Genomic DNA, 19,682 nt, shown 5'->3' on the forward strand with positions numbered 1-19,682 from the left:
AACCGCCGACGCCGAGCCGCCTCCGGCCTGTTCCGGACCGGAGTGCATCACCTGCTCGGACGCCGCGGTCGCGGTGACCGTCGCCGTCCTGCTGCCGGACGGGCTGGCCCTGGTCGACACCGACGCCGGTACCCGGGAGGAGGTCAGCGTCGCGCTGGTCGACGCCGCGGTGGTCGGCGACCGGGTGCTCGTGCACGCGGGCGAGGCGATCGGGCGGGCCGCGCCGTGAGCACCCCCGCGAACGCCCCGGTGCGGCAGGCGCAGCGGCGGGTGGTGCGGGTGACCGGCATCGTGCAGGGCGTCGGGTTCCGGCCGTTCGTGCACCGGCTGGCCACCGGACTGGCCCTGTCCGGCACCGTCGGCAACGACGAGCATGGCGTGCTGATCGAGGTCGAGGGCCCGGTCGAGGCGCTCGACGAGCTGGTCCGGGAGGTGCGCGAGCGGCCGCCGCCGCTCGCGGCGGTGAGCGCGGTGGAGGTGGTCCCGGTCCCGGCCCGCGGCGGGTCCGGGTTCACCATCGCGCCCAGCGTCGAGACCGGCCGGGCCCCGACGCGAGTGCCGCCGGACACCGCCACCTGCGCGGACTGTGTCGCCGAACTGTTCGACCCTGCGGACCGCCGCTACCGGCACCCGTTCGTCAACTGCACGAACTGCGGGCCGAGGTTCACCATCGTGACCGGGGTGCCCTACGACCGCGCCGCGACGACGATGGCCGGCTTCACCATGTGCCCGTCCTGCGCCGCGGAGTACCACGACCCGGCCGACCGCCGGTTCCACGCCCAGCCGGTGTGTTGCCCGGACTGCGGCCCGGTCTTGCGTTTCCGGGGCGGGTCCGGCGCGGACGCCGACCCGGTGACGGCGGCGGCGGACGCGTTGCGGGACGGCGCGGTCGTCGCGGTGAAGGGACTCGGCGGCTATCACCTGGCGGCCCGCGCCCGGGACCCGGCGGCCGTCGCGACCCTGCGTGCCCGCAAGCACCGCGAGGACCGCTCGTTCGCGGTGATGGTGCCCGGACCCGCCGCGGCCAGAGAACTGTGCCGTGTGGACGACGCCGAGGCCGCGCTGCTCGGCTCGCACCGGGCGCCGATCGTGCTGCTGGCCCGCCGATCCGGGGACGGCCTCGCGCCGCAGGTGGCACCCGGCGACCGGCACCTCGGCCTGCTGCTGCCCTACACCCCGCTGCACCACCTGCTGCTGCACGATCTGGCCGAACCGATCGTGCTGACCAGCGGGAACGTCTCCGACGAACCGATCGCGCACCGTGACGACGACGCGGAGGCCCGGCTCGCCCCGATCTCCGACGCGTTCCTGACCCACGACCGGCCGATCCGCACCCGGGCCGACGACTCGGTGCTGCGGGTGGTCCGCGGCCGGCCCCACCCGGTGCGGCGGGCCCGCGGGTTCGTGCCGGAACCGGTCCGGCTCCCGGTGACCTCCCCGATCCCGGTGCTGGGCTGCGGCGCCGAGCTGAAGAACACGTTCTGCCTGCTGCGCGGGTCCGAGGCGTTCGTGTCGCACCACGTCGGGGACCTCGCGAACGCCGCGACCCTGCACGCCTTCACCGACGGCGTCGCGCACCTGGGCCGGATGCTCGACGTCGAACCGGCGGTGCTCGCGCACGACCTGCACCCGGAGTACCTGTCGACGAAGTGGGCGTCGGAACGGGACGGCGTCGCGCTCGTCGGGGTCCAGCACCACCACGCGCACCTGGCCGGCTGCCTGGCCGAGCACGGCGAGACCGGCCCGGCGATCGGGATCGCCTGCGACGGCACCGGGTTCGGCACCGACGGCACCCTCTGGGGTGGCGAGGTGTTCGACGTGTCGCTGTCCGGCTTCACCCGGCTCGCGCACCTGGAACCGGTCCCGCTGCCCGGCGGGACGACCGCGGTCCGGGAGCCGTGGCGGGTCGCGGCGGCCTGGCTGCGCGCGGTCGGGTCGGAGCACCCGGCGCTCGCCGACCGTGCCGGCCCGGGGTGGGACGGGGTGGCGCGCCTGCTGGACGCGCACCACGCGGGCCGGCTGCCGCAGCCGGTGAGCTCCGGCGCCGGGCGGCTGTTCGACGCGGTCGCCGCGCTCTGCGGTGTCCGGGACCGGGTGCGCTACGAGGGGCAGGCGGCGATCGAACTGGAGCGGGTGGCCGACCCGGCCGTCACCTCCGGCTACCCGGTGCCGGCGCCGGAGTCCGGATCGGACGGACCGGTGGCGCTGCCGTCCGTGCTGCCGGCCGGGGAGCTCGTCCGGGCCGTGCTCGCGGACCTGGGTGCCGGTGCCCCGGTGCCGGTGGTCGCCGCCCGGTTCCACCACGGGCTGGCCGGACTGCTCGCCGGGACCGCCGCCGGGGCCGCGCGGGCCCTGACCCGGGACACCGTGGCGCTCTCCGGTGGGGTGTTCGCCAACCAGCTGCTGCTCGAGGCGGTGCGGGCCGCGCTGGAACGGGAGGGCCTGCGGGTGCTGGTGCACTCGCGGGTCCCGTGCAACGACGCCGGCATCAGCCTCGGGCAGGTCGCGGTCGCCGCCGCGAGCCTTCCCGGACACCCGCTGTCGGCATGATCCGAGGAGGTGGTGACCCGTGACCACGGTGACCGAAGCGTTCGCCAGGCGGGCCGGTCCGGTGTCCGGCCTGGACGCCGATGCCGACCGGCTGGCCGCGGCCTGCCGGGGGATGGCCGAACGGTTCCGGGCCGGTGGGCGGCTGCTGGCCGCGGGGCGGGGTCTCTCCGCCGCCGACGTCGCGCACGTCGTCGTCGAGTTCGTGCACCCGGTGATCGTCGGGACCCGGGCGCTGCCCGCGCTGGCCCTGCCCGACGGCGGCTCGGCGGACTCGGTGGAGCTGTTCGGTGAGCCGGACGACGTGCTGCTCGCGATGTCGGTCGACGGTGACGATCCGGACCTGGCCGCGGCACTGGAGCGGGCGGTCGCCGGCGGCCTGCTGACCGTCGCCCTGACCGGTGGCGACGGCGGCGCGGTGGCGGCCGCCGACGGCGTGGACCACCTGGTCGTCGTCCGGTCCGGCGATCCGCGGGTCGTGCGGGAGGCGCACGTCACGGCCTACCACGTGCTCTGGGAACTGGTGCACGTCTTCCTCGCCGAGAGCAGCGCCAGCGGAACGAGTATCAGCACCGAGAGCAGCGCCGGCGGAACGAGTATCAGCACCGAGAGCAGCGCCAGCGGAACGAGTATCAGCACCGAGAGCAGCGCCAGCGGAACGAGTATCAGCACCGAGAGCAGCGCCGGCGGAACGAGTATCAGCACCGACGGGGGACCGCGATGACGACCGACGACCTGTACCCGTTCCTGACCACCCGGCCGGCTCGGGACGACGAGCTGCTGGCCGACGTCGCGCGCTCGACCCGGGAGAAGGTGGCCCAGATCGGGCGGCTGCGGTCGGCGGTGCTGGACCGCCACGCCGCCGCGCTGGAGGCGTGCGCGGCGGGGATGGCCGCGCGGTTCGTCCGGGGTGGGCGGCTGCACGCGTTCGGCAACGGCGGGTCGAGCACCGACGCGCTGGCGATGGCCACGCTCTACCGTGACCCCGGCCCCGGGCGAGCGCCGCTCCCCGCGCTGGCGCTGCCCGCCGACGTCGCCTCGCTGACCGCGCTGGCCAACGACGTGTCGTTCGACGTCGTGTTCGCCCGGCCGCTGCGCGGGACCGGGCGGCCCGCGGACATCGCGTTCGGGCTGTCCACCAGCGGTGGCTCGGAGAACGTGCTGCGCGGCCTGGACGCGGCACACGAGATCGGCATGCTGACCGTCGCGCTCGCCGGCGGTGGCGGCGGCGCGCTGGTGGAGGCATTCGACAGCGGCCGGGTGGACCACCTGTTCGTGATGCCGTCGGATTCGGTGCACCGCATCCAGGAGGCCCAGACCACCGTCTACCAGGTGCTGTGGGAACAGGTCTGCGAGCGGCTCGACCGGTCCTGAGCGCAACCCTGCTCTCGGACACCACGACCTGGTGGCGATGCCGTCATTGACCTCGAGCCGACTCGAGGTCGCAGACTCGCCCGGATAGGCGCAGGCCGGCAGGGCGCCGCGCTGACGAGGTGAAGGGCGAGCATGACCCACACCGATCCCGCGGGGCCGACGACCGGATCGGAGCCCCTCCACATCAGGCGCGGTGCCCCACGATGTTGACGACGTTGCCGTCCGGCGCCCGGACGAGGAACCGGCGCACGCCCCAGGATTCGGTCGTCAGCGGGCGTACGATCTCGAAGCCCAGACCCTGCGCCTCCGCGTAGGCGGAGTCGACGTCGTCCGTGTGCACGGAGACGACCGAGTCCTCGGACGCGGTGGCGTCACGCGTGACGAGTTGGATGTTCGCCCCGGTTTCCGGAGAGGTGTAGCGGGCCACCCACCCCATGTTGAACTCCTCGGTGCTCAGCCCGAGGTAGTCGGCGTAGAAGCCCTTCGCCGCGTCGACGTCGGCCACCCGGAGGTTGGCCGTGATGCGGTTGGCACGCATGTGCTCTCTTCCGTTCACCGTCCGGATCGATGATCGTGAGCGCTGCCGGCTCGGTCACGCCCGGGTCGGCGCCGCGCGAGCCAGTCGTACCATCCGGGCAGCCCGTCGCCGCGGGTGGCGGACACCTCCAGCACCTCGAGCCCGCGACGGGCCCGGCGCGCGTACTCCACGCAGCGGGCGACGTCGAAGTCGACGTGCGGCAGCAGGTCGATCTTGTTGACGATCATCAGGTCGGCGGTGCGGAACATGTGCGGGTACTTCAGCGGCTTGTCGGCGCCCTCGGTCACCGAAATGATCACGACGCGGGCGGACTCGCCGAGGTCGAAGAGCGCCGGGCAGACCAGGTTCCCGACGTTCTCCACGAACAGCAGGGAGCCCTGCTCGGGGGAGAGCGTGTGCAGGCCGCCCAGGACCATGTCCGCGTCCAGGTGACAGCCGGCGCCGGTGTTGATCTGGACGACGCGGGCGCCGGTCGCGGTGATCCTGTCGGCGTCGAGCAGCGTCTCCTGGTCACCCTCCAGCACCGCGCACGGCCGGGACGCACCGAGGTCGCGGATCGTGCGTTCGAGCAGCGTGGTCTTGCCCGAGCCGGGCGAGCTCATCAGGTTCAGCGCCAGCACGCCGTGCTCGCCCAGCCAGCGCCGGTTGCGCTCGGCCAGGGCGTCGTTCTTGGACAGCAGGTCGACCTCGAGCGACACGGTCCGTGAGCCGAGATCCTCGCTCGGGGCGCCGTTCCCGCTCCCGAGGGGCCGTGGGTCGGCGTGCGTCGGTGACGCCACGGCGTGACCGGGGGCGCCGTGGTCGTGGTCGCCGCCGTGCCCGTGGTCGCCGCCGTGCCCGTGGTCGTGGCCGCTGTCGTGCTCGTGCCCGTGCCCGACGGCCCGTGGGTCGATCACCCTCACCCCGGCGTCGTCGGAGCATCCGCAGGTGGCGCACATGCCGCGATCACCTCCACTTCCCTGATCCGCAGCTCGGTACCCCCGGTCACCGCGACGTCGGCGCTGCCGCAGGGGCACAGCGGCAGGACCTCGCCGGTGTCGAACTCCAGCCCGCAGGTGCGGCAGGCCCCGCCCCCGGGCGGACGGTCGAACTGCAGCTCGGCGCCCTCCAGTCCGGTGCCCGCGGTGACCATCTCGAAGCAGAACGCCATCGCGTCCGGCACGATCCCGGACAACCTCCCGACCTCGAGCCGGACCCGGCGCACCGGCACGTCGCCCAGCTTCTCGGCGATCGCGTCCACCACGCTCTGGGTGATCGACAGCTCGTGCACGGCAGCGCACTCCCTCCCGGGCCGATCAGCAGATCCGCGGCAGCGGGTCGCCGACCAGCAGGTCCACGATCCGGGTTCCGCCGAACGACGTCTTGAGCAGCACCAGCCCGGGCGGGTCCTCGCCGACCGTGCCGATGATCGCCGCACCCTCGCCGAGCGGGTGCCCGGCCAGCGCCGCCAGCGCGTCGTCCGCCCGCTCCGGGGCGACGACGGCGACCAGCCGTCCCTCGCAGGCGACGTAGAGCGGGTCGATGCCGAGCAGCTCGGAGGCCCCGTTCACGACCGGCCGGACCGGGACCGCCTTCTCGTCCAGCACCACGGCGACCTGCGAGGCGGTTGCGACCTCGTTGCAGATCGTGGCCACCCCGCCGCGGGTCGCGTCGCGCAGGCAGCGGACCCCGTCACCGGCCGCGTCCAGCAGACCGGCGGTGATCCCGTGCAGCGGCGCGGTGTCCGAGCCGATGTCCGCGGTGATGTCCAGCTCGCCGCGGGCCAGCATGACCGTGATGCCGTGATCGCCGATCGGCCCGGAGACCAGCACCCGGTCCCCGGGACGGGCGGCGCCCGCGGAGAGCGTGAACTCCCGTTCCAGCACGCCGATGCCGGCCGTGTTCACGTAGCAGCCGTCGGCCTTGCCCCGCTCCACGACCTTGGTGTCCCCGGTGACGATCTGCACGCCTGCCGCTTCGGCCGCCGCGGCCATCGAGGCGACGATCCGGCGCAGGTCGGCGACCGGGAAACCCTCCTCCAGGATGAATCCGGCCGAGAGGTGCAGCGGCCGGGCACCGGTCATCGCGAGGTCGTTGACCGTGCCGTTCACGGCCAGGTCGCCGATGTCGCCGCCGGGGAAGAACAGCGGTGAGACCACATAGGAGTCCGTGGTGAACGCCAGCCGCCCGGCCACGGGACCGGCCGCGTCGGTACCGGGCAGCCGCAGCGACGCGCCGTCCTCGAGCTGCTCGAGCACCGGGTTCCGGAACGCGTCCAGGAACAACGCCTCGATCAGCGTCTGGGTGGCCTTGCCGCCCGCGCCGTGGGACAGCGTGATCCGCTCTTCCTTGATCTTCGGTTTGCGGGCGCGGGCCTTGGCGATCCGGTCCAGCACCTGTTGCTCCCGGCTGCGGTGCGCGGTGCCGGGATGCGGGTGGGCCTGCTGCTCGGCGGCCTCGGCGTCGGCGACCGCCTGCTCGGCCCAGTTCGCCCGGACCGGACTCTGTTCGATGGCGCCCTCGCGAGCTCGGGCGACGCCACGCCCCATCTCGTGCGTGGTCATGTCCGGGTCGCCTCCTTGACCCGCTCCCGGGAGAACCGGCCGAAGTTGTAGTAGGCCGCACACGCGCCCTCGGACGAGACCATGCAGGTGCCGATCGGCGTCTCCGGCGTGCACGCGGTGCCGAACACCTTGCACTCCCACGGCTTCAGCACGCCCTTGAGCACCTCGCCGCACTGGCAGGCCTTGGGGTCGGCGACCCGCACGCCGGGCACGTCGAAGATCCGCTCGGCGTCGAACGCGGCGAACTCCTCGCGCACCCGCAGCGCCGAGGACGGGATGAACCCGAGCCCGCGCCACTCGAAGTGCGGGCGCAGCTCCATCACCTGCGAGATCACCTGCAGCGCCTTCGGGTTGCCGTCCCACGGGACGACCCGGGCGTACTGGTTCTCCACCTCGCAGCGGCCCTCCTTGCGCTGCAGCAGCAGCTGGTAGACCGACTGCAGGATGTCCAGCGGCTCGAAGCCCGCCGTGACCAGCGGCTTGCCGTGGTCGCGCGGGATCCACTCGTACGGCCGGCAGCCGATCACCGTGGAGACGTGTCCGGGTCCGATGAACCCGTCCAGGCGCAGGTCCGGCGAGTCCAGGATGGCCTTGATCGCCGGCAGGATCGTGACGTGGTTGCAGAAGATCGAGAAGTTGTCGAGCTTCTCGGCGGCGGCCCGCAGCACGGTCATCGCCGTCGAGGGGGCGGTGGTCTCGAAGCCGATCGCCATGAAGACCACCCGCTTGTCCGGGTTCCTCCGGGCGATCTTGAGCGCGTCCAGCGGCGAGTAGACCATCCGGATGTCGGCGCCGGCAGCCTTGGAGTCGAAGAACGACCCGCGACCGCCCGGCACCCGCATCATGTCCCCGAACGACGTCATGATCACGTCGTCCTGCTCGGCCAGCGCGATCGCGTCGTCCACCCGGCCCATCGGGATCACGCAGACCGGGCAGCCCGGGCCGTGCACCAGCGACACGGTCTCCGGCAGGTAGTCCTCCAGCCCGTGCTTGTAGATGGTGTGCGTGTGCCCGCCGCACACCTCCATGAACGTGTAGTGCCGGCCCGGCTCGCACAGCGCGGCGATCTCGCCTGCCAGTGCCCGAGCGGTACCGGCGTCCCGGAACTCGTCCACGAATTTCATGGCCGCCTCCTCAGGCGATGTCGGATGCGCGCAGCGCGTCGAGCTCGTCGGTGTAGGCGTCGCCGACGCCGGTCAACCACTCCAGCGACGCCTTGGCCTCGGCTTCGTCGATCTTGGACAGCGCGAATCCGACGTGGATCAGGATCCAGTCGCCGGGACGCAGGTCCAGCGTCGTCGTGCCGTCCGGGGACTCCTCGCGCAGCAGCCCGATGTTCACCGCCCGCTGCACACCCTCGACGCTGACCATGGCGAGGTCGGTGTGGCCGTCCATCAGCTCGACCACCTCGCCGGGGATCCCCAGGCACATTCCCGACTCCCTTCGTCGTGCGCGTCCCCACCGCGCCCTTCGGGGGTGCACGGGGGCGGAGCCCCCGTGGGTCCCTACATCTGCCGGATCCTGCGGTAGCGCTCGATCTCGGCCCGGGACGCGTAGGCGGCCACCGCGGCACCGGCGAGCGCGGCGAGGCCGAGGACCTTGAGCAACTTCATGGACGGGCTCCTTCCGGGATCGGTGCGAGCAGCAGCTCGACCAGGTCGTCGACGGCGACCAGTGCCGGCGGCACGGCCGCGGCGACCGGCTCGGACAGGCCGATCCCCTCGTCCATGCGCGCCGGCTCGCAGCCGAGCACGAGCACCCGGCCGACCGGCGATCCGACGTCGGTGGCCGCGGCCAGATCCCGCAGCAGCCCGAGGACGACGTCCGGGTTCATGTCGTGCCCGTCGAGCTCGATTCCGCCGGGCTCACGGCCGCCGGGCTCACGACCGCCGGGATCACGGCCACCGGGCTCGCGACCGCCGGGATCACGGCCGCCGGGCTCGTCGCCCTCGGCGAAGGAATGCTCCAGGCGGTAGAGCGTGCCGGGCGGGCCGTCCCGGTGCACGGTGTCCACCAGCAGCAGGCCGCGGTAGCCGTCGAGCAGCCGGTAGGCCAGGTGCACCCCGCGGATGCCGATGTCGGCGACCTCCACCCCGGCGGGCAGCCCGCCGCGCGCGGCCAGCCGGCCGGCCACCTCGACGCCGAACCCGTCGTCGGAGAGGAACACGTTGCCGATGCCGGCCACCAGCACCCGGTCCCCGGTCATCGGGCCGGCTCCAGCTCGTCCGGGCGGAAGTAGCGGAAGCGGCCGTGCGCGAGCTGCAGCTCGGCGGCGGGGTCGTCGTCCACCGACACGGCGACGTGTACGCCGCCGTCCACGTCGTGCACCACGGCCTGCACGGTCGCGCGCATCCCGGCCAGGAACGCGTCCTGGGCGTCGGTGCGGATGCTCGTTCCGCATGCGCTTCTCTCGGTGCCGATGCTCGTTCCGCCTGCGCTTCTCTCGGGCCGGCGCCCGGGCCGCAGTACGACGGCGCTGCCGCGGGAGACCTCGACGCCGCCGACCGCGACCGAGTCGGTCTCCGGGTCCACCGCGGAGTCGGCGCCCGGGTCCCACCACGGGACGGACGCGGGCGGCGCGGCGGCGGGGGAGTCGGCGCCGACCGAGGGACCGGCGGAGCCGGAGCCCGGGGTGACGAGCGTGGGGACGCCGGCACCCCCCGCGCGCGGGGGCTCCAGCGACCGGATCGCCCCGTGCAGGCGTTCGAGCATTTCCGGGGGCAGCGCGTCCACCGCGTCCACGATCGCGGCCGCGCGCGGGTCGGTGGCCCGCGCCTCGGCCTTCTCGGCCTCGGTGAGCACCATCGTGCGCAGGGTGAGGATCTCGTCGTTCTCGGTGCCGTCGAAGAGGTTCACGCTGCTCTCCGGGGCCAGCTGCGGATGGTCGGAGAGGATGATCGGGGTGCACAGCAGCAGGTCGGAGCGCTCTGGCGGTCCGGCCAGCACCGGCCACGCGTGCTCGTGCGCGCACCCGGCGACCAGCGCGGCGGCCCACTCCGGCGGGTCGGTGGGGGACAGGAACGCGCCCGGGGAGACGGCCAGCATCGTGTGCGTGCCGATCAGCGCGGTGCGCAGGGCCGCGTCCCGGGACGTGCCCGGTGCGGCGACCGCGTCGTTGCGCACGGTCAGCTCGAGGCGCAGCACGTTGTACGGGCCGGGAACCTCGCTCGCGCGCAGCGCCACGGTGCCGGACAGCGGCGCGCGGGTCCGCACGACCCGGCCCGCCGGGGTGCCGTCGGGGTGGGTCAGCTCCTCGACCGTCCGCGTCCCCGGGACCGCGATCGGCACCTTCGTCCCGGAGCGCAGCCCCTCGGCTCCCGTGGCTCCGAATCCCAGCGTGGCGTCCACCTGCTCGGGGACGCCCTCGTCGAACGCGAGGTGGCAGATGTCGCCGACATCCAGCGTCTGGACCTCGCGGCCTCCGGCGTCGGTCAGCGAGCGCTGCTCCAGGTGCAGGAACCGCACCCGCACGGCCAGCCGGGCGTCCGGCCGGCGCGGCTCGACCAGGCACTCGACGCGCTGGCTGCTCGTCTCGCCGGAGCCCGTGCCCGTTCCGCCGGTGCCATACCCGCCGGGCATCAGCACGCCCCACTGCCAGCGGACCCGGTTCTTCTGCGCCGAGGCGCGGTACGGGTAGAGCAGGTAGCCCTCGAACAGCACGGCGTCCGCGACGGCGGCGATCTCGTCGAAGTCATCCATCGCCGGCCCCCGTGCTCTCCTGCTCCTTGAGCAGCCGGTCCACCGCGTCGTCCCAGGACACCGCGTGCGCGGACCGGTAGTCGGCGAGCCGGTCCAGGGTGTCGCGGCGCAGCCGCAGCCAGCCCTGGTCGGGGAAGTGCTCGTCCATCGCCGCCCGCCAGACCGCGACCGGCAACGCGTGCCGTGCCTCCTCCTGCCAGGACACCAGCCCGACCTGCACGCCGGTGTCGCCGGCGTAGAACAGCGTCCCGGAGAACAGCAGCACGAGCGGCACGTCGGGTGGGGCATCGGCTCCGGGCGGTGCGGATGCGGAGCCCGCATCCGCACCGCCGCCGTCGAGGCCGTGCAGGTAGCGCCCGGCCGCGACCTCGAGGTCGTAGCTGAGCGGGACGTTCACCGCCACCGTGGTGGACCCGCTGAACGAGGGCACCATGACCGGGACCGTGGCCAGCTGCAGCGGGGTGAGCGTGCCGCCCCAGCGATGCGCGTCCCCGAACAGGTCGGTCAGCCGCGTCTTCTCCGCCGCGGAGTACCGGCGCCCGCGGGGGTCGATCCGGATCTGCACCCGCAGGGCCACCGCGTGCACGCGGCGCCCGGTCCCGTCGTCGACCCGCAGGTCCAGCTGCAGCGACGGCCCGGCCGCCCACGGCTCGGGCCGCGACCCGGTGCAGGCGAAGCGCAGCCCGGTCACGATCGGTTCTCCAGCGTCCGGGCCCGCGACCGGACGTCGTGGAAGAAGTCCTCGATCGCCGTGCGCGCGTCGCCGCCACCGTCGAACCCGCGCCAGCGCAGCCGGACCAGCCCGACCAGCCGGTAGCAGGCGTCGATCGGGACCAGCAGGCACTCCGTCGGCTCGCGCCGCACCAGCAGCGCCTCCACGTCCGGCTCCAGCTCGCCGGCCAGTGCGGTCGCGCCGACCCCGTCGGTCCAGGCGTCCAGGCTCAGCTCGCTCTCGGTCGCCCCGGCCGGGCTCGGATAGCAGGCGATCACCCGGGGCTGCCCGTCCTCGGTCGGCTGCGCGGAGTTGCGCAGGAAGAAGACCATGCCGACCGGGATCTGCAGGGCGTCCCACTGCGCGTCGTCGAGGTGGAAGGCGGGATCCGCCCGGTACCGGTCCGGCACCCTCCGGTACCCACCCCCGCCCGCCCCCGGGGTGTCGAACAGGCTGTGATGATCAAAGAGCAAGGCACAGGGCCCGCACGCGCACCGTATCCGGCGCTCGGCCACCTGCACCAGGTGCGGGTGCTCCGACGGGACCGGCGTGGCGCACAGCTCGCACCGCTCCACCCGCGCCTCGGCGGGGTCGACGAGGAAGCGGCGTAGCCCTCTCACGAGCCGGCCCGCATCCCGATCTGCAGCAGCGTCGGACCCGCCTCGGCCACCACGAAGGACACCCCGGCGCTGTCCGGCGCGGCTGCGGTCACCTCCTCGGAGACGACCTCGCGCACGGTCTCCGCCCCGCAGCCGCCTGCCGAGAGCGCCACCCGCACCGTGCCGTCCGGGTCGATCCCGAGCAGTTCGGCGTCGCCGGCGTGGCTGCCGAGCTTGCGCTTGGCCACCGACACCGCGTGCTCGACCCGCGCCCGCATCTCGACCGGATGCAGGTCGTGCAGCGCGAGCAGCCCGCCGACCAGCGGGTCGGCCGCCAGCCGGTGCACGGCGGCGTCCCCGGTCGCGGCCCGGCTGATCGCCACCACCTGCTCCAGGCCGGCGCCGTAGAACCGCATCAGCAGCCGCACCAGCTCCTCGCCGGCCGTCCGGGCCGAGGGATCGAGCCCGTCGAGCACCTGCTCGAGGCGCTCCGCGACGTGCGCGGGGTCCTGTTGGTCGGACTGTGCTGTCATCAGACGGCGTTCAGCGAGCCGGGGGAGTGCGTGACCTGCCGGTCCACGCCGCCGCCGTACATGTGCACGCCGCAGGGCAGGCAGGGGTCGAAGCTGCGCACCGCGCGCATGATGTCGATCCCCTTGAAGTCCTCCCCGCGGGACTCTTCGAAGATCGGCGTGTTCTGCACCGCGTCCTCGTAGGGGCCGGGTGTGCCGAACTGGTCACGCACACTGCCGTTCCACGGCGTCGGCGGGTACGGGTGGTAGTTCGCGATCTTCCCGTCCCGGATCACCATGTGGTGCGAGAGCACCCCGCGCACGGCCTCGGTGAACCCGCAGCTCACCGCCTCGTCCGGCACGGTGAACTTCTCCCAGGTCTTCGAGTTCCCGCCACGGACCTCGGCGAGCGCCTTCTCGACGAAGTGCAGTGCGACGCCGGCGGCGTAGGCCTGGAAGTAGGTGCGGGCCCGGTTGCGCTCCAGCGCGTTGGACAGCGGCGCGCCCGTCGAGTCCTTCGGCGGCATCCACTCGAAGCTCACCTCGGGCTTCAGCGCGGTGCGCGGCAGGTTGATCACCACGCTGTAGCCGGTGGAGCGGACGAACTCGGTGTTCACCTGCCCGGCCAGCGCGGTCGGCCAGAGCCGGGCGATCGGGCCGCCGCCGGTGTCCAGCGGCAGGAAGTCCTTCCCGTCGAACCAGCGCGGGGACATCGTCCAGGAGTACTTGTCGTCGAAGTCGCGCTTCTGCGGCTCCGGGATCGTGTGCTGGTTCCACGGGTGCCGCATGTCCACCGGGTTGCCCAGCGGGTCGGTCCGCACGAACGGCTCCTGATCCACCCAGTCCCGGTAGAAGGAGTGCCCGAGCAGGATCCGGATCCCGAGGTTGATCTCGACGAGGTCGGTGGTGACCAGGTTGCCGTCCACCACGATGCCCGGGGTCACGAACATCTTCCGGCCCCAGTTCGTCATGGTCCGGTAGTCGAAGTCGCAGTGCTCCGGGTCGTTGAGCGAGCCCCAGCAGCCCAGCAGCACCCGGCGGCGGCCGACCTCCTCGTAGCCGGGCAGCGCGACGTACATGAAGTCGAACAGGTCGTCGTGCATCGGGACGACCTTCTTCATGAACTCCACGTACCGCATCAGGCGCGTGTAGTAGTCCGTGAACAGCTGGATGGTGGCGTGCGTGCCGACCCCGCCCGGGTAGAGCGTGGAGGGGTGCACGTGCCGGCCCTCCATCAGGCAGAACATCTCCCGGGTGTAGCGGCTGACCTGCAGCGCCTCCCGGTAGAACTCGCCGGTGAACGGGTTCAGCGCGCGCATGATGTCGCCGACGGTCCGGTACCCGTGCGCCGCGCCGCGCGGGGCCTCGGTGGCGTTCGCCAGCTCCAGCACCCCGGGGTTGGTCTCCGCGATCATCTTCTCGCAGTAGTCCACCCCGACCAGGTTCTCCTGGTAGATGTTGTGGTCGAACATGTACTCGGCGGCCTCGCCGAGGTTGATGATCCACTCACCGAGGTGCGGCGGCCGGACGCCGTAGGCCATGTTCTGGTTGTAGACCGAGCAGGTCGCGTGGTTGTCCCCGCAGATCCCGCAGATCCGGCTGGTGATGAAGTGCGCGTCCCGCGGGTCCTTGCCCTTCATGAAGATCGAGTAACCGCGGAAGATCGACGACGTGGAGTGGCACTCGGCCACCCGCCGGTTCGGGAAATCGATCTTCGTGTAGATCCCGAGCGAGCCGACGATCCGGGTGATCGGGTCCCAGGACATCTCGGTGAGGCCGGTGGTGTCCTCACCGGCCTTCGCGTGCTGCGGTTCGGTGGCGGTCATCGGTTCACCAGACCTTCGAGTAGCCGGTGGTCAGCTCGCGACCCCTGTGCCGCCACTTCGGCTCGGCGTCGAGCTTCTTCTCGGTGATCTTGCGGAGGCGGGTCATCACGCTGCCGACCGCCTTGCTGGTGGTGCCCGAGACCAGCGATCCGGGAGGCGTGTCCATGAACGGCATGAACTTGTCCGGGAAGCCGGGCATCGTGCACCCGATGCAGATGCCGCCCACGTTCGGGCAGCCGCCCACCCCGTTCATCCAGCCGCGCTTGGGCACGTTGCATTTGACCACCGGGCCCCAGCAGCCGAGCTTGACGATGCACTCCGGCTGGCCGTACTCGGTGGCGAACTGGCCCTGCTCGTAGTAGCCACCGCGGTCGCAGCCCTCGTGCACGGTGTGGCCGAACAGCCAGGTCGGACGCAGCGCGTCGTCCAGCGGGATCATCGGTGCGGCCCCGGTGGCCTGGTAGAGCAGGTAGAGGATCGTCTCGGACAGGTTGTCCGGGTGGGTCGGGCACCCGGGCACGCAGACGATCGGGAGCCCGGCGTGCGATTTCCAGTTCCACCCCAGGTAGTCCGGCACCCCCATGGCGCCGGTCGGGTTGCCGGCCATCGCGTGGATCCCGCCGTAGGTGGCGCAGGTGCCCGCGGCGAGGATCGCCAGCGCCTTCGGCGCGAGCCGGTCCAGCCACTCGCTGGTGGTGATCGGCTGGCCGGTCACCGGGTTGTTGCCGAACCCGCACCAGTAGCCCTCGGGTTTGATCGCCTCGTTCGGGATCGACCCCTCGACGACGAGCACGAACGGGTCCAGCTCGCCGCGCTCGGCCCGGAAGAAGTTCTCCAGGAAGTCGTCCTTGCTGCCGGTCGGGCCGGCCTCGAAGTCGATCAGCGGCCAGTGCACGGCCACCCGCGGCAGGCCGGGCAGCGCGCCGAGCGCGATCTCCTCGATGCTGGGCTGGGTGGCCGCCGTGAGCGCGACGGAGTCCCCGTCACAGCTCAACCCGGCGTTGATCCAGAGGATGTGCACCGGGGCATCGGCCGCCCCGTCCTGACCGGACTCGTCGGGTGCCGCGTTCGGTTCTGACATGAATGGCCCGCCTCGGGATGTGTGGTGGGAGTCACGTGGGATCACGTTGTAGCTACCTTGGGCCGTGCGGTGTAAGTGGCCCGGACAGCTAGGTGCGCCGGCACAGGGTGTCCACGACACCTACCGGCGCGGCTCCCCGGAGGGGGCGCGGGGGTGGATCTGCGGCCCGGTGACCGCGCAGTGCCGCAGGGGAGCGCGGCCCCGGGCCGGCGCGGCGTGGAGCGGACCGCGGATCAGGGCGAAGGCCAGCAGGGCGCCGGCCGCCAGCAGCCCGACGGACAGCCCGATCGCGCTGCGGAACCCGGCGGCGAGGGCGGTCGGGTCGGTGTAGTCGTCACCGGTCAGCCCGACCGCTGCCGGCACCACGGCGACCGCGAGCAGCCCGGCGGCGCGGGCGATGGCGTTGTTCACCCCGGAGGCGACCCCGGCGTGCCGGTCCTCGGCGGAGTCGAGGACGGTGGCGGTCAGCGGCGCGACCATGGCGGACAGCCCGAGTCCGAACACCAGCATCGCGGGCAGCACGTCGAACACGTAGGACGCATCGGCGTCGACGCGCAGCAGCAACAACATGCCCGTGGCGGCGACGAGGAGACCCGCGGTGATCGGCGTCCGTGGGCCGATCCGCGCGGCCAGCGCGCCGGCGCGTGCGGAGAACAGCAGCATCAGCGCGGTCACCGGCAGCAGCGCGGTGCCCGCTGCCAGCGGGCTGAACCCGGCCACGACCTGGAGCTGGAGCACCAGCAGCAGGAACACCACGCCCATCGCCGCGTACACGACCAGGGTGACCAGGTTCGTCGCGGTGAACCGCGTGTCGGCGAACAGGTCACCGGGCACCAGCGGGTGGCGGGAGCGCCGTTCGACGAGCACGAACAACCCCAGCGCGGCGAGCCCGGCCGTGGCGGTGCCGAGCACCAGCGGATCCGGGCCGCTCTCTCCGGCCGCGGTCAGCGCCCAGGTCAGCGCGCCCAGTCCGAGTACCGCCAGCAGGGTGCCGGCCACGTCGAGCTGTGGGGCGGCCCGCGGGTCGCGGGTCTCCGGGACGTGGCGCAGCGCGACGGCCACGATCACGACCGCGAACGGCACGTTGATCAGGAACACCGCCCGCCAGCTCCATTCCACCAGCCAGCCGCCCACGAACGGGCCGATCGCTCCGGCGACCCCGCCGAGCCCGGACCACGCCCCGACCGCCGCCGCCCGGTCCGGCCCCGAGAACGACGCGGAGATGATCGCCAGACTTCCCGGGGTCAGCAGCGCCCCGCCGACGCCCTGCAGGGCGCGGGCGGCGACCAGGGCCTCGATGTTCCAGGCCAACCCGCACACCAGCGATGCCGCGGCGAACCACACCACCCCGATCAGGAACACCCGGCGCCGCCCGAACCGGTCGCCGAGCGAGCCGCCCAGCAGGATCAGGCCGGCCAGGGTCAGGGTGTAGGCGTTGATCGTCCACTGCAGCCCGGCGAAGCCCGCCCCGAGGTCGGTGCCGATCCGCGGCAGGGCGACGTTGACCACGGTGGCGTCCAGCATCGCCAGACCGGACCCCAGCACCGTGGTCAGCAGTACCCACCGGCCCCGCGCGGTGCCCATCCGGATCCCCGTCTCCGGACCGGACGCTCGGTGGGGGGAGGGCTCGGTCACGGGGCCTCCCCGGGAGAACGACCGGACAGCGGAGGCCCGAACGTACCCGCCGGAACCCACCCGATGCGGGTGTGAACCGCGTCATAGTGGGAACGCGGAGTTCCCATTCGAGCGAAATTCGGAGGCGGGCGATGACGAACGACGACCGGCCCGGTGCGGCCGACATGCCGGGCGGGGGCGCCAGCAGGGGCCCCGAGCACGGCGGCGACGACCCGCCGCGCGACCCGCTGGCGGAGAGCAGGGGAGACGACACGGCGAACTCGGCGGGGCAGGCCGAGGGTGTGCACCGGGCGTTCGACGCGAGCTACGCCCCCGAGCCCGGCTCGGACCGTCCCATCTCGGAGGAGGAGCGCACCGGTACCTCGGCGGTGGACACCCGGCCCGAGCCCGCGCTGGGGGTGGGCGAGCACCTGACGGCCGGAGCCGAGGACCTGGCCCCGGACCGTGACGACGCCGAGGAGAAGGGTCGGAGCGACCGGCCGGCCGGCGAGGCGAACCCCGAGGGCTCCGGCATCTGACGTACCGCCCCGACTCCGTGTGACGCGGCTCAACCGGCGACCTCACAGTCAGTGCTGACTGTTTCTGTTACCGTCGGACCGGACGGCGCACCGGGCGCCGGACACCCGTCGCGAGGGAGCGTGGGACGTGCGAGACGCAGTCATCGTGGAGGCCGTGCGCACACCGGTCGGCAAGCGCAAGGGCGGTCTGGCCGGGGTGCACCCGACCGACCTGTCCGCACATGTGCTGAAGACCGTCGTCGAGCGGGCCGGCGTGGACGCCGCCGAGGTCGAGGACGTCATCTGGGGCTGCGTGTCCCAGGCCGGCGAGCAGACCTTCGACATCGGCCGCAGTGCGGTGCTGGCCGCCGGGTTCCCGGAGACCGTGACCGGCGTGACCGTGGACCGCCAGTGCGGGTCCAGCCAGCAGTCGGTGCACTTCGCCGCGGCCGGGCTGATCGCCGGCCAGTACGACGTCGCCGTCGCCGGTGGGGTCGAGTCGATGACCCGGGTGCCGATGGGCTCCGCGTTGATGGAGCAGAACCCGTTCGGCGGGGCGTTCATGGAGCGCTACGGCGCGTTCCCGAACCAGGGCGTCGGCGCCGAGATGATCTCCGAGAAGTGGGGCTTCTCGCGGACCCAGCTCGACGAGTTCGCCCTGTTCTCGCACGAGCGCGCCGCGGCCGCACAGGACGACGGCCGGTTCGACGCCCAGATCGCCCCGATCGCGGACGTGAGCGCCGACGAGGGCGTCCGCCGTGGCGGCACCATGGAGGGCCTGGCGCAGCTGAAGACGGTGTTCAAGGACGCAGACCAGGGCGGCACCATCCACGCGGGCAACTCCTCGCAGATCTCCGACGGCTCCGCCGCGCTGCTCATGATGACCAGCGAGAAGGCCAAGGAGCTGGGGCTGACCCCGATCGCGCGGGTGCACACCGCGGTCCTCGCCGGTGCCGACCCGGTGATCATGCTGACGGCACCGATCCCGGCCACCGAGAAGGCACTCACGAAGTCCGGCCTGTCGCCGTCCGAGATCGGCGCGTTCGAGGTCAACGAGGCGTTCGCGCCGGTGCCGCTGGCCTGGCTGGCCGACATCGCAGGCGACGACGCCGCGGTCGCGGAGCGGGTCAACCCCAACGGCGGCGCGATCGCGCTCGGCCACCCGCTCGGCGGGTCCGGCGCCCGGATCATGACCACCCTGGTGCACCACATGCGGGACAACGGCATCCGCTACGGACTGCAGACCATGTGCGAGGGCGGCGGGCAGGCCAACGCCACCATCCTCGAGCTGCTCTGAGGCCGCCGTGCCGCAGCATCTGCACTGACCCGCTCCCCTACCCGTGAGGACCACTATGGACATCAATGGCTCCGTCGCCGTCGTCACCGGCGGCGCGTCCGGACTCGGCCTCGCCACCACCGAGCGCCTCGTCGAGAACGGGGCGAAGGTCGTCATCATCGACCTGCCCTCGTCGCAGGGCGAGGCCGTCGCCGACAAGCTGGGTGATGCCGTCCGCTTCGTCGCGGCCGACGTGACGAACGAGGAGCAGGTGAGCGCCGCGCTGGACGCCGCCGAGGAGCTCGGCACGGTCCGCGTCGCCGTCAACTGCGCCGGCATCGGCAACGCCGCGAAGACCTACGGCAAGAAGGGCCCGTTCCCGCTCGACGGGTTCACCAAGGTCATCAACGTGAACCTGATCGGGACGTTCAACGTGATCCGGCTGGCCGCCGAGCGGATCGCCAAGGCCGAGCCGCAGGACGGCGACCGCGGCGTGGTCATCAACACCGCCTCGGTCGCGGCGTTCGAGGGCCAGATCGGGCAGGCCGCGTACTCGGCGTCCAAGGGCGGCATCGTCGGCATGACGCTGCCGATCGCCCGCGACCTGGCCGACCTGGGCATCCGGGTGTGCACCATCGCGCCGGGACTGTTCGAGACCCCGCTGCTCGGCGCGCTGCCCGAGGACCTCAAGGCCTCGCTGGGTACCCAGGTCCCGCACCCGTCGCGGCTGGGCCAGCCGGCCGAGTACGCGAAGCTGGCCGCGCAGATCGTCGAGAACCCGATGCTCAACGGCGAGACCATCCGCCTCGACGGCGCGATCCGGATGCAGCCGCGATAGCCGGA

At 72.9% G+C, this 19,682-nt stretch carries 22 protein-coding genes; 7 read left to right on the forward strand and 15 right to left on the reverse strand.

The genetic code is table 11. The features are described 5' to 3' along the window. The first annotated feature begins 46 nt into the window (after positions 1–46). Genes ACLFMI_RS00695 through ACLFMI_RS00710 form a run of 4 tightly spaced genes read left to right on the forward strand, consistent with a single transcriptional unit; the run spans position 47 to position 3,921 of the window. On the forward strand, positions 47–229 hold the full coding sequence (locus ACLFMI_RS00695) for a HypC/HybG/HupF family hydrogenase formation chaperone (protein ID WP_410945934.1): 183 nt from the start codon (positions 47–49) through the stop codon (positions 227–229). Continuing rightward, positions 226–2,550, forward strand: a complete 2,325-nt coding sequence (gene hypF, locus ACLFMI_RS00700) for a carbamoyltransferase HypF (protein WP_410945714.1) — start codon at positions 226–228, stop codon at positions 2,548–2,550. Before ACLFMI_RS00695 ends, hypF begins: the two co-directional genes overlap by 4 nt. Before the next feature lie 19 nt (positions 2,551–2,569). Next, a complete protein-coding gene (locus ACLFMI_RS00705; protein WP_410945715.1) occupies positions 2,570–3,271 on the forward strand; it encodes an SIS domain-containing protein in 702 nt (233 codons plus the stop codon). After that, complete coding sequence (locus ACLFMI_RS00710) at positions 3,268–3,921, forward strand: D-sedoheptulose-7-phosphate isomerase (protein ID WP_410945716.1); 654 nt, start codon at positions 3,268–3,270, stop codon at positions 3,919–3,921. Before ACLFMI_RS00705 ends, ACLFMI_RS00710 begins: the two co-directional genes overlap by 4 nt. A 184-nt stretch (positions 3,922–4,105) precedes the next feature. On the opposite strand, the gene ACLFMI_RS00715 is transcribed toward ACLFMI_RS00710, so the two are convergent. From ACLFMI_RS00715 to ACLFMI_RS00785, 15 genes are all read right to left on the reverse strand, one after another. After that, positions 4,106–4,459: a glyoxalase superfamily protein gene (locus tag ACLFMI_RS00715; protein WP_410945717.1), complete on the reverse strand. Its 354-nt coding sequence runs from the start codon at positions 4,457–4,459 to the stop codon at positions 4,106–4,108. 14 nt (positions 4,460–4,473) lie between these two features. Then, positions 4,474–5,157, reverse strand: a complete 684-nt coding sequence (hypB, locus tag ACLFMI_RS00720; RefSeq protein ID WP_410945935.1) for a hydrogenase nickel incorporation protein HypB — start codon at positions 5,155–5,157, stop codon at positions 4,474–4,476. Between the two features lie 200 nt (positions 5,158–5,357). Then, on the reverse strand, positions 5,358–5,729 hold the full coding sequence (locus ACLFMI_RS00725) for a hydrogenase maturation nickel metallochaperone HypA (protein ID WP_410945718.1): 372 nt from the start codon (positions 5,727–5,729) through the stop codon (positions 5,358–5,360). Positions 5,730–5,754: 25 nt separating this feature from the next. Then, positions 5,755–7,002 carry a hydrogenase expression/formation protein HypE gene (hypE, locus tag ACLFMI_RS00730; protein WP_410945719.1) on the reverse strand — a complete coding sequence of 416 codons (1,248 nt, stop codon included), beginning with the start codon at positions 7,000–7,002 and terminating at the stop codon, positions 5,755–5,757. Continuing rightward, a complete protein-coding gene (gene hypD / locus ACLFMI_RS00735; protein ID WP_410945720.1) occupies positions 6,999–8,126 on the reverse strand; it encodes a hydrogenase formation protein HypD in 1,128 nt (375 codons plus the stop codon). Before hypD ends, hypE begins: the two co-directional genes overlap by 4 nt. 10 nt (positions 8,127–8,136) lie before the next feature. Then, the gene (locus ACLFMI_RS00740; protein ID WP_410945721.1) at positions 8,137–8,433 is read right to left on the reverse strand and encodes a HypC/HybG/HupF family hydrogenase formation chaperone; all 297 of its coding nucleotides are present in this window, start codon (positions 8,431–8,433) and stop codon (positions 8,137–8,139) included. Between the two features lie 74 nt (positions 8,434–8,507). Next, a complete protein-coding gene (locus tag ACLFMI_RS00745) occupies positions 8,508–8,615 on the reverse strand; it encodes a DUF6893 family small protein (RefSeq protein ID WP_410945722.1) in 108 nt (35 codons plus the stop codon). Next, a complete protein-coding gene (locus ACLFMI_RS00750) occupies positions 8,612–9,208 on the reverse strand; it encodes a hydrogenase maturation protease (protein ID WP_410945723.1) in 597 nt (198 codons plus the stop codon). The genes ACLFMI_RS00745 and ACLFMI_RS00750 overlap by 4 nt, the downstream gene beginning before the upstream one ends. Next, positions 9,205–10,701, reverse strand: coding sequence for a hypothetical protein (locus ACLFMI_RS00755; protein ID WP_410945724.1), 1,497 nt, complete (start codon positions 10,699–10,701; stop codon positions 9,205–9,207). Before ACLFMI_RS00755 ends, ACLFMI_RS00750 begins: the two co-directional genes overlap by 4 nt. Further along, positions 10,694–11,392 carry a DUF6084 family protein gene (locus ACLFMI_RS00760; protein ID WP_410945725.1) on the reverse strand — a complete coding sequence of 233 codons (699 nt, stop codon included), beginning with the start codon at positions 11,390–11,392 and terminating at the stop codon, positions 10,694–10,696. The genes ACLFMI_RS00755 and ACLFMI_RS00760 overlap by 8 nt, the downstream gene beginning before the upstream one ends. Further along, positions 11,389–12,033, reverse strand: a complete 645-nt coding sequence (locus ACLFMI_RS00765) for a DUF5947 family protein (RefSeq protein ID WP_410945726.1) — start codon at positions 12,031–12,033, stop codon at positions 11,389–11,391. Before ACLFMI_RS00765 ends, ACLFMI_RS00760 begins: the two co-directional genes overlap by 4 nt. Beyond that, positions 12,030–12,545 carry a NifU family protein gene (locus tag ACLFMI_RS00770; protein WP_410945727.1) on the reverse strand — a complete coding sequence of 172 codons (516 nt, stop codon included), beginning with the start codon at positions 12,543–12,545 and terminating at the stop codon, positions 12,030–12,032. The genes ACLFMI_RS00765 and ACLFMI_RS00770 overlap by 4 nt, the downstream gene beginning before the upstream one ends. Then, on the reverse strand, positions 12,545–14,350 hold the full coding sequence (locus ACLFMI_RS00775; protein WP_410945728.1) for a nickel-dependent hydrogenase large subunit: 1,806 nt from the start codon (positions 14,348–14,350) through the stop codon (positions 12,545–12,547). Before ACLFMI_RS00775 ends, ACLFMI_RS00770 begins: the two co-directional genes overlap by 1 nt. A 4-nt stretch (positions 14,351–14,354) precedes the next feature. Further along, complete coding sequence (locus ACLFMI_RS00780; protein ID WP_410945729.1) at positions 14,355–15,431, reverse strand: NADH-quinone oxidoreductase subunit B family protein; 1,077 nt, start codon at positions 15,429–15,431, stop codon at positions 14,355–14,357. 120 nt (positions 15,432–15,551) lie between these two features. Beyond that, positions 15,552–17,015 carry an MFS transporter gene (locus tag ACLFMI_RS00785; protein WP_410945730.1) on the reverse strand — a complete coding sequence of 488 codons (1,464 nt, stop codon included), beginning with the start codon at positions 17,013–17,015 and terminating at the stop codon, positions 15,552–15,554. 182 nt (positions 17,016–17,197) lie between these two features. On the opposite strand from ACLFMI_RS00785, the gene ACLFMI_RS00790 reads away from it, so the two are divergent. From ACLFMI_RS00790 to ACLFMI_RS00800, 3 genes are all read left to right on the forward strand, one after another. Beyond that, a complete protein-coding gene (locus tag ACLFMI_RS00790; RefSeq protein WP_410945731.1) occupies positions 17,198–17,584 on the forward strand; it encodes a hypothetical protein in 387 nt (128 codons plus the stop codon). A 127-nt stretch (positions 17,585–17,711) separates the two neighbouring features. Beyond that, entirely contained in the window at positions 17,712–18,860 is a 1,149-nt protein-coding gene (locus ACLFMI_RS00795) for a thiolase family protein (RefSeq protein WP_410945732.1), read from the forward strand. 55 nt (positions 18,861–18,915) lie between these two features. Then, positions 18,916–19,677: a 3-hydroxyacyl-CoA dehydrogenase gene (locus tag ACLFMI_RS00800; protein ID WP_410945733.1), complete on the forward strand. Its 762-nt coding sequence runs from the start codon at positions 18,916–18,918 to the stop codon at positions 19,675–19,677. The last annotated feature ends 5 nt before the right edge of the window (positions 19,678–19,682 follow it).

This window comes from Pseudonocardia nantongensis (assembly GCF_046546495.1).
GTDB classification, from domain to species: Bacteria; Actinomycetota; Actinomycetes; order Mycobacteriales; family Pseudonocardiaceae; genus Pseudonocardia; species Pseudonocardia nantongensis.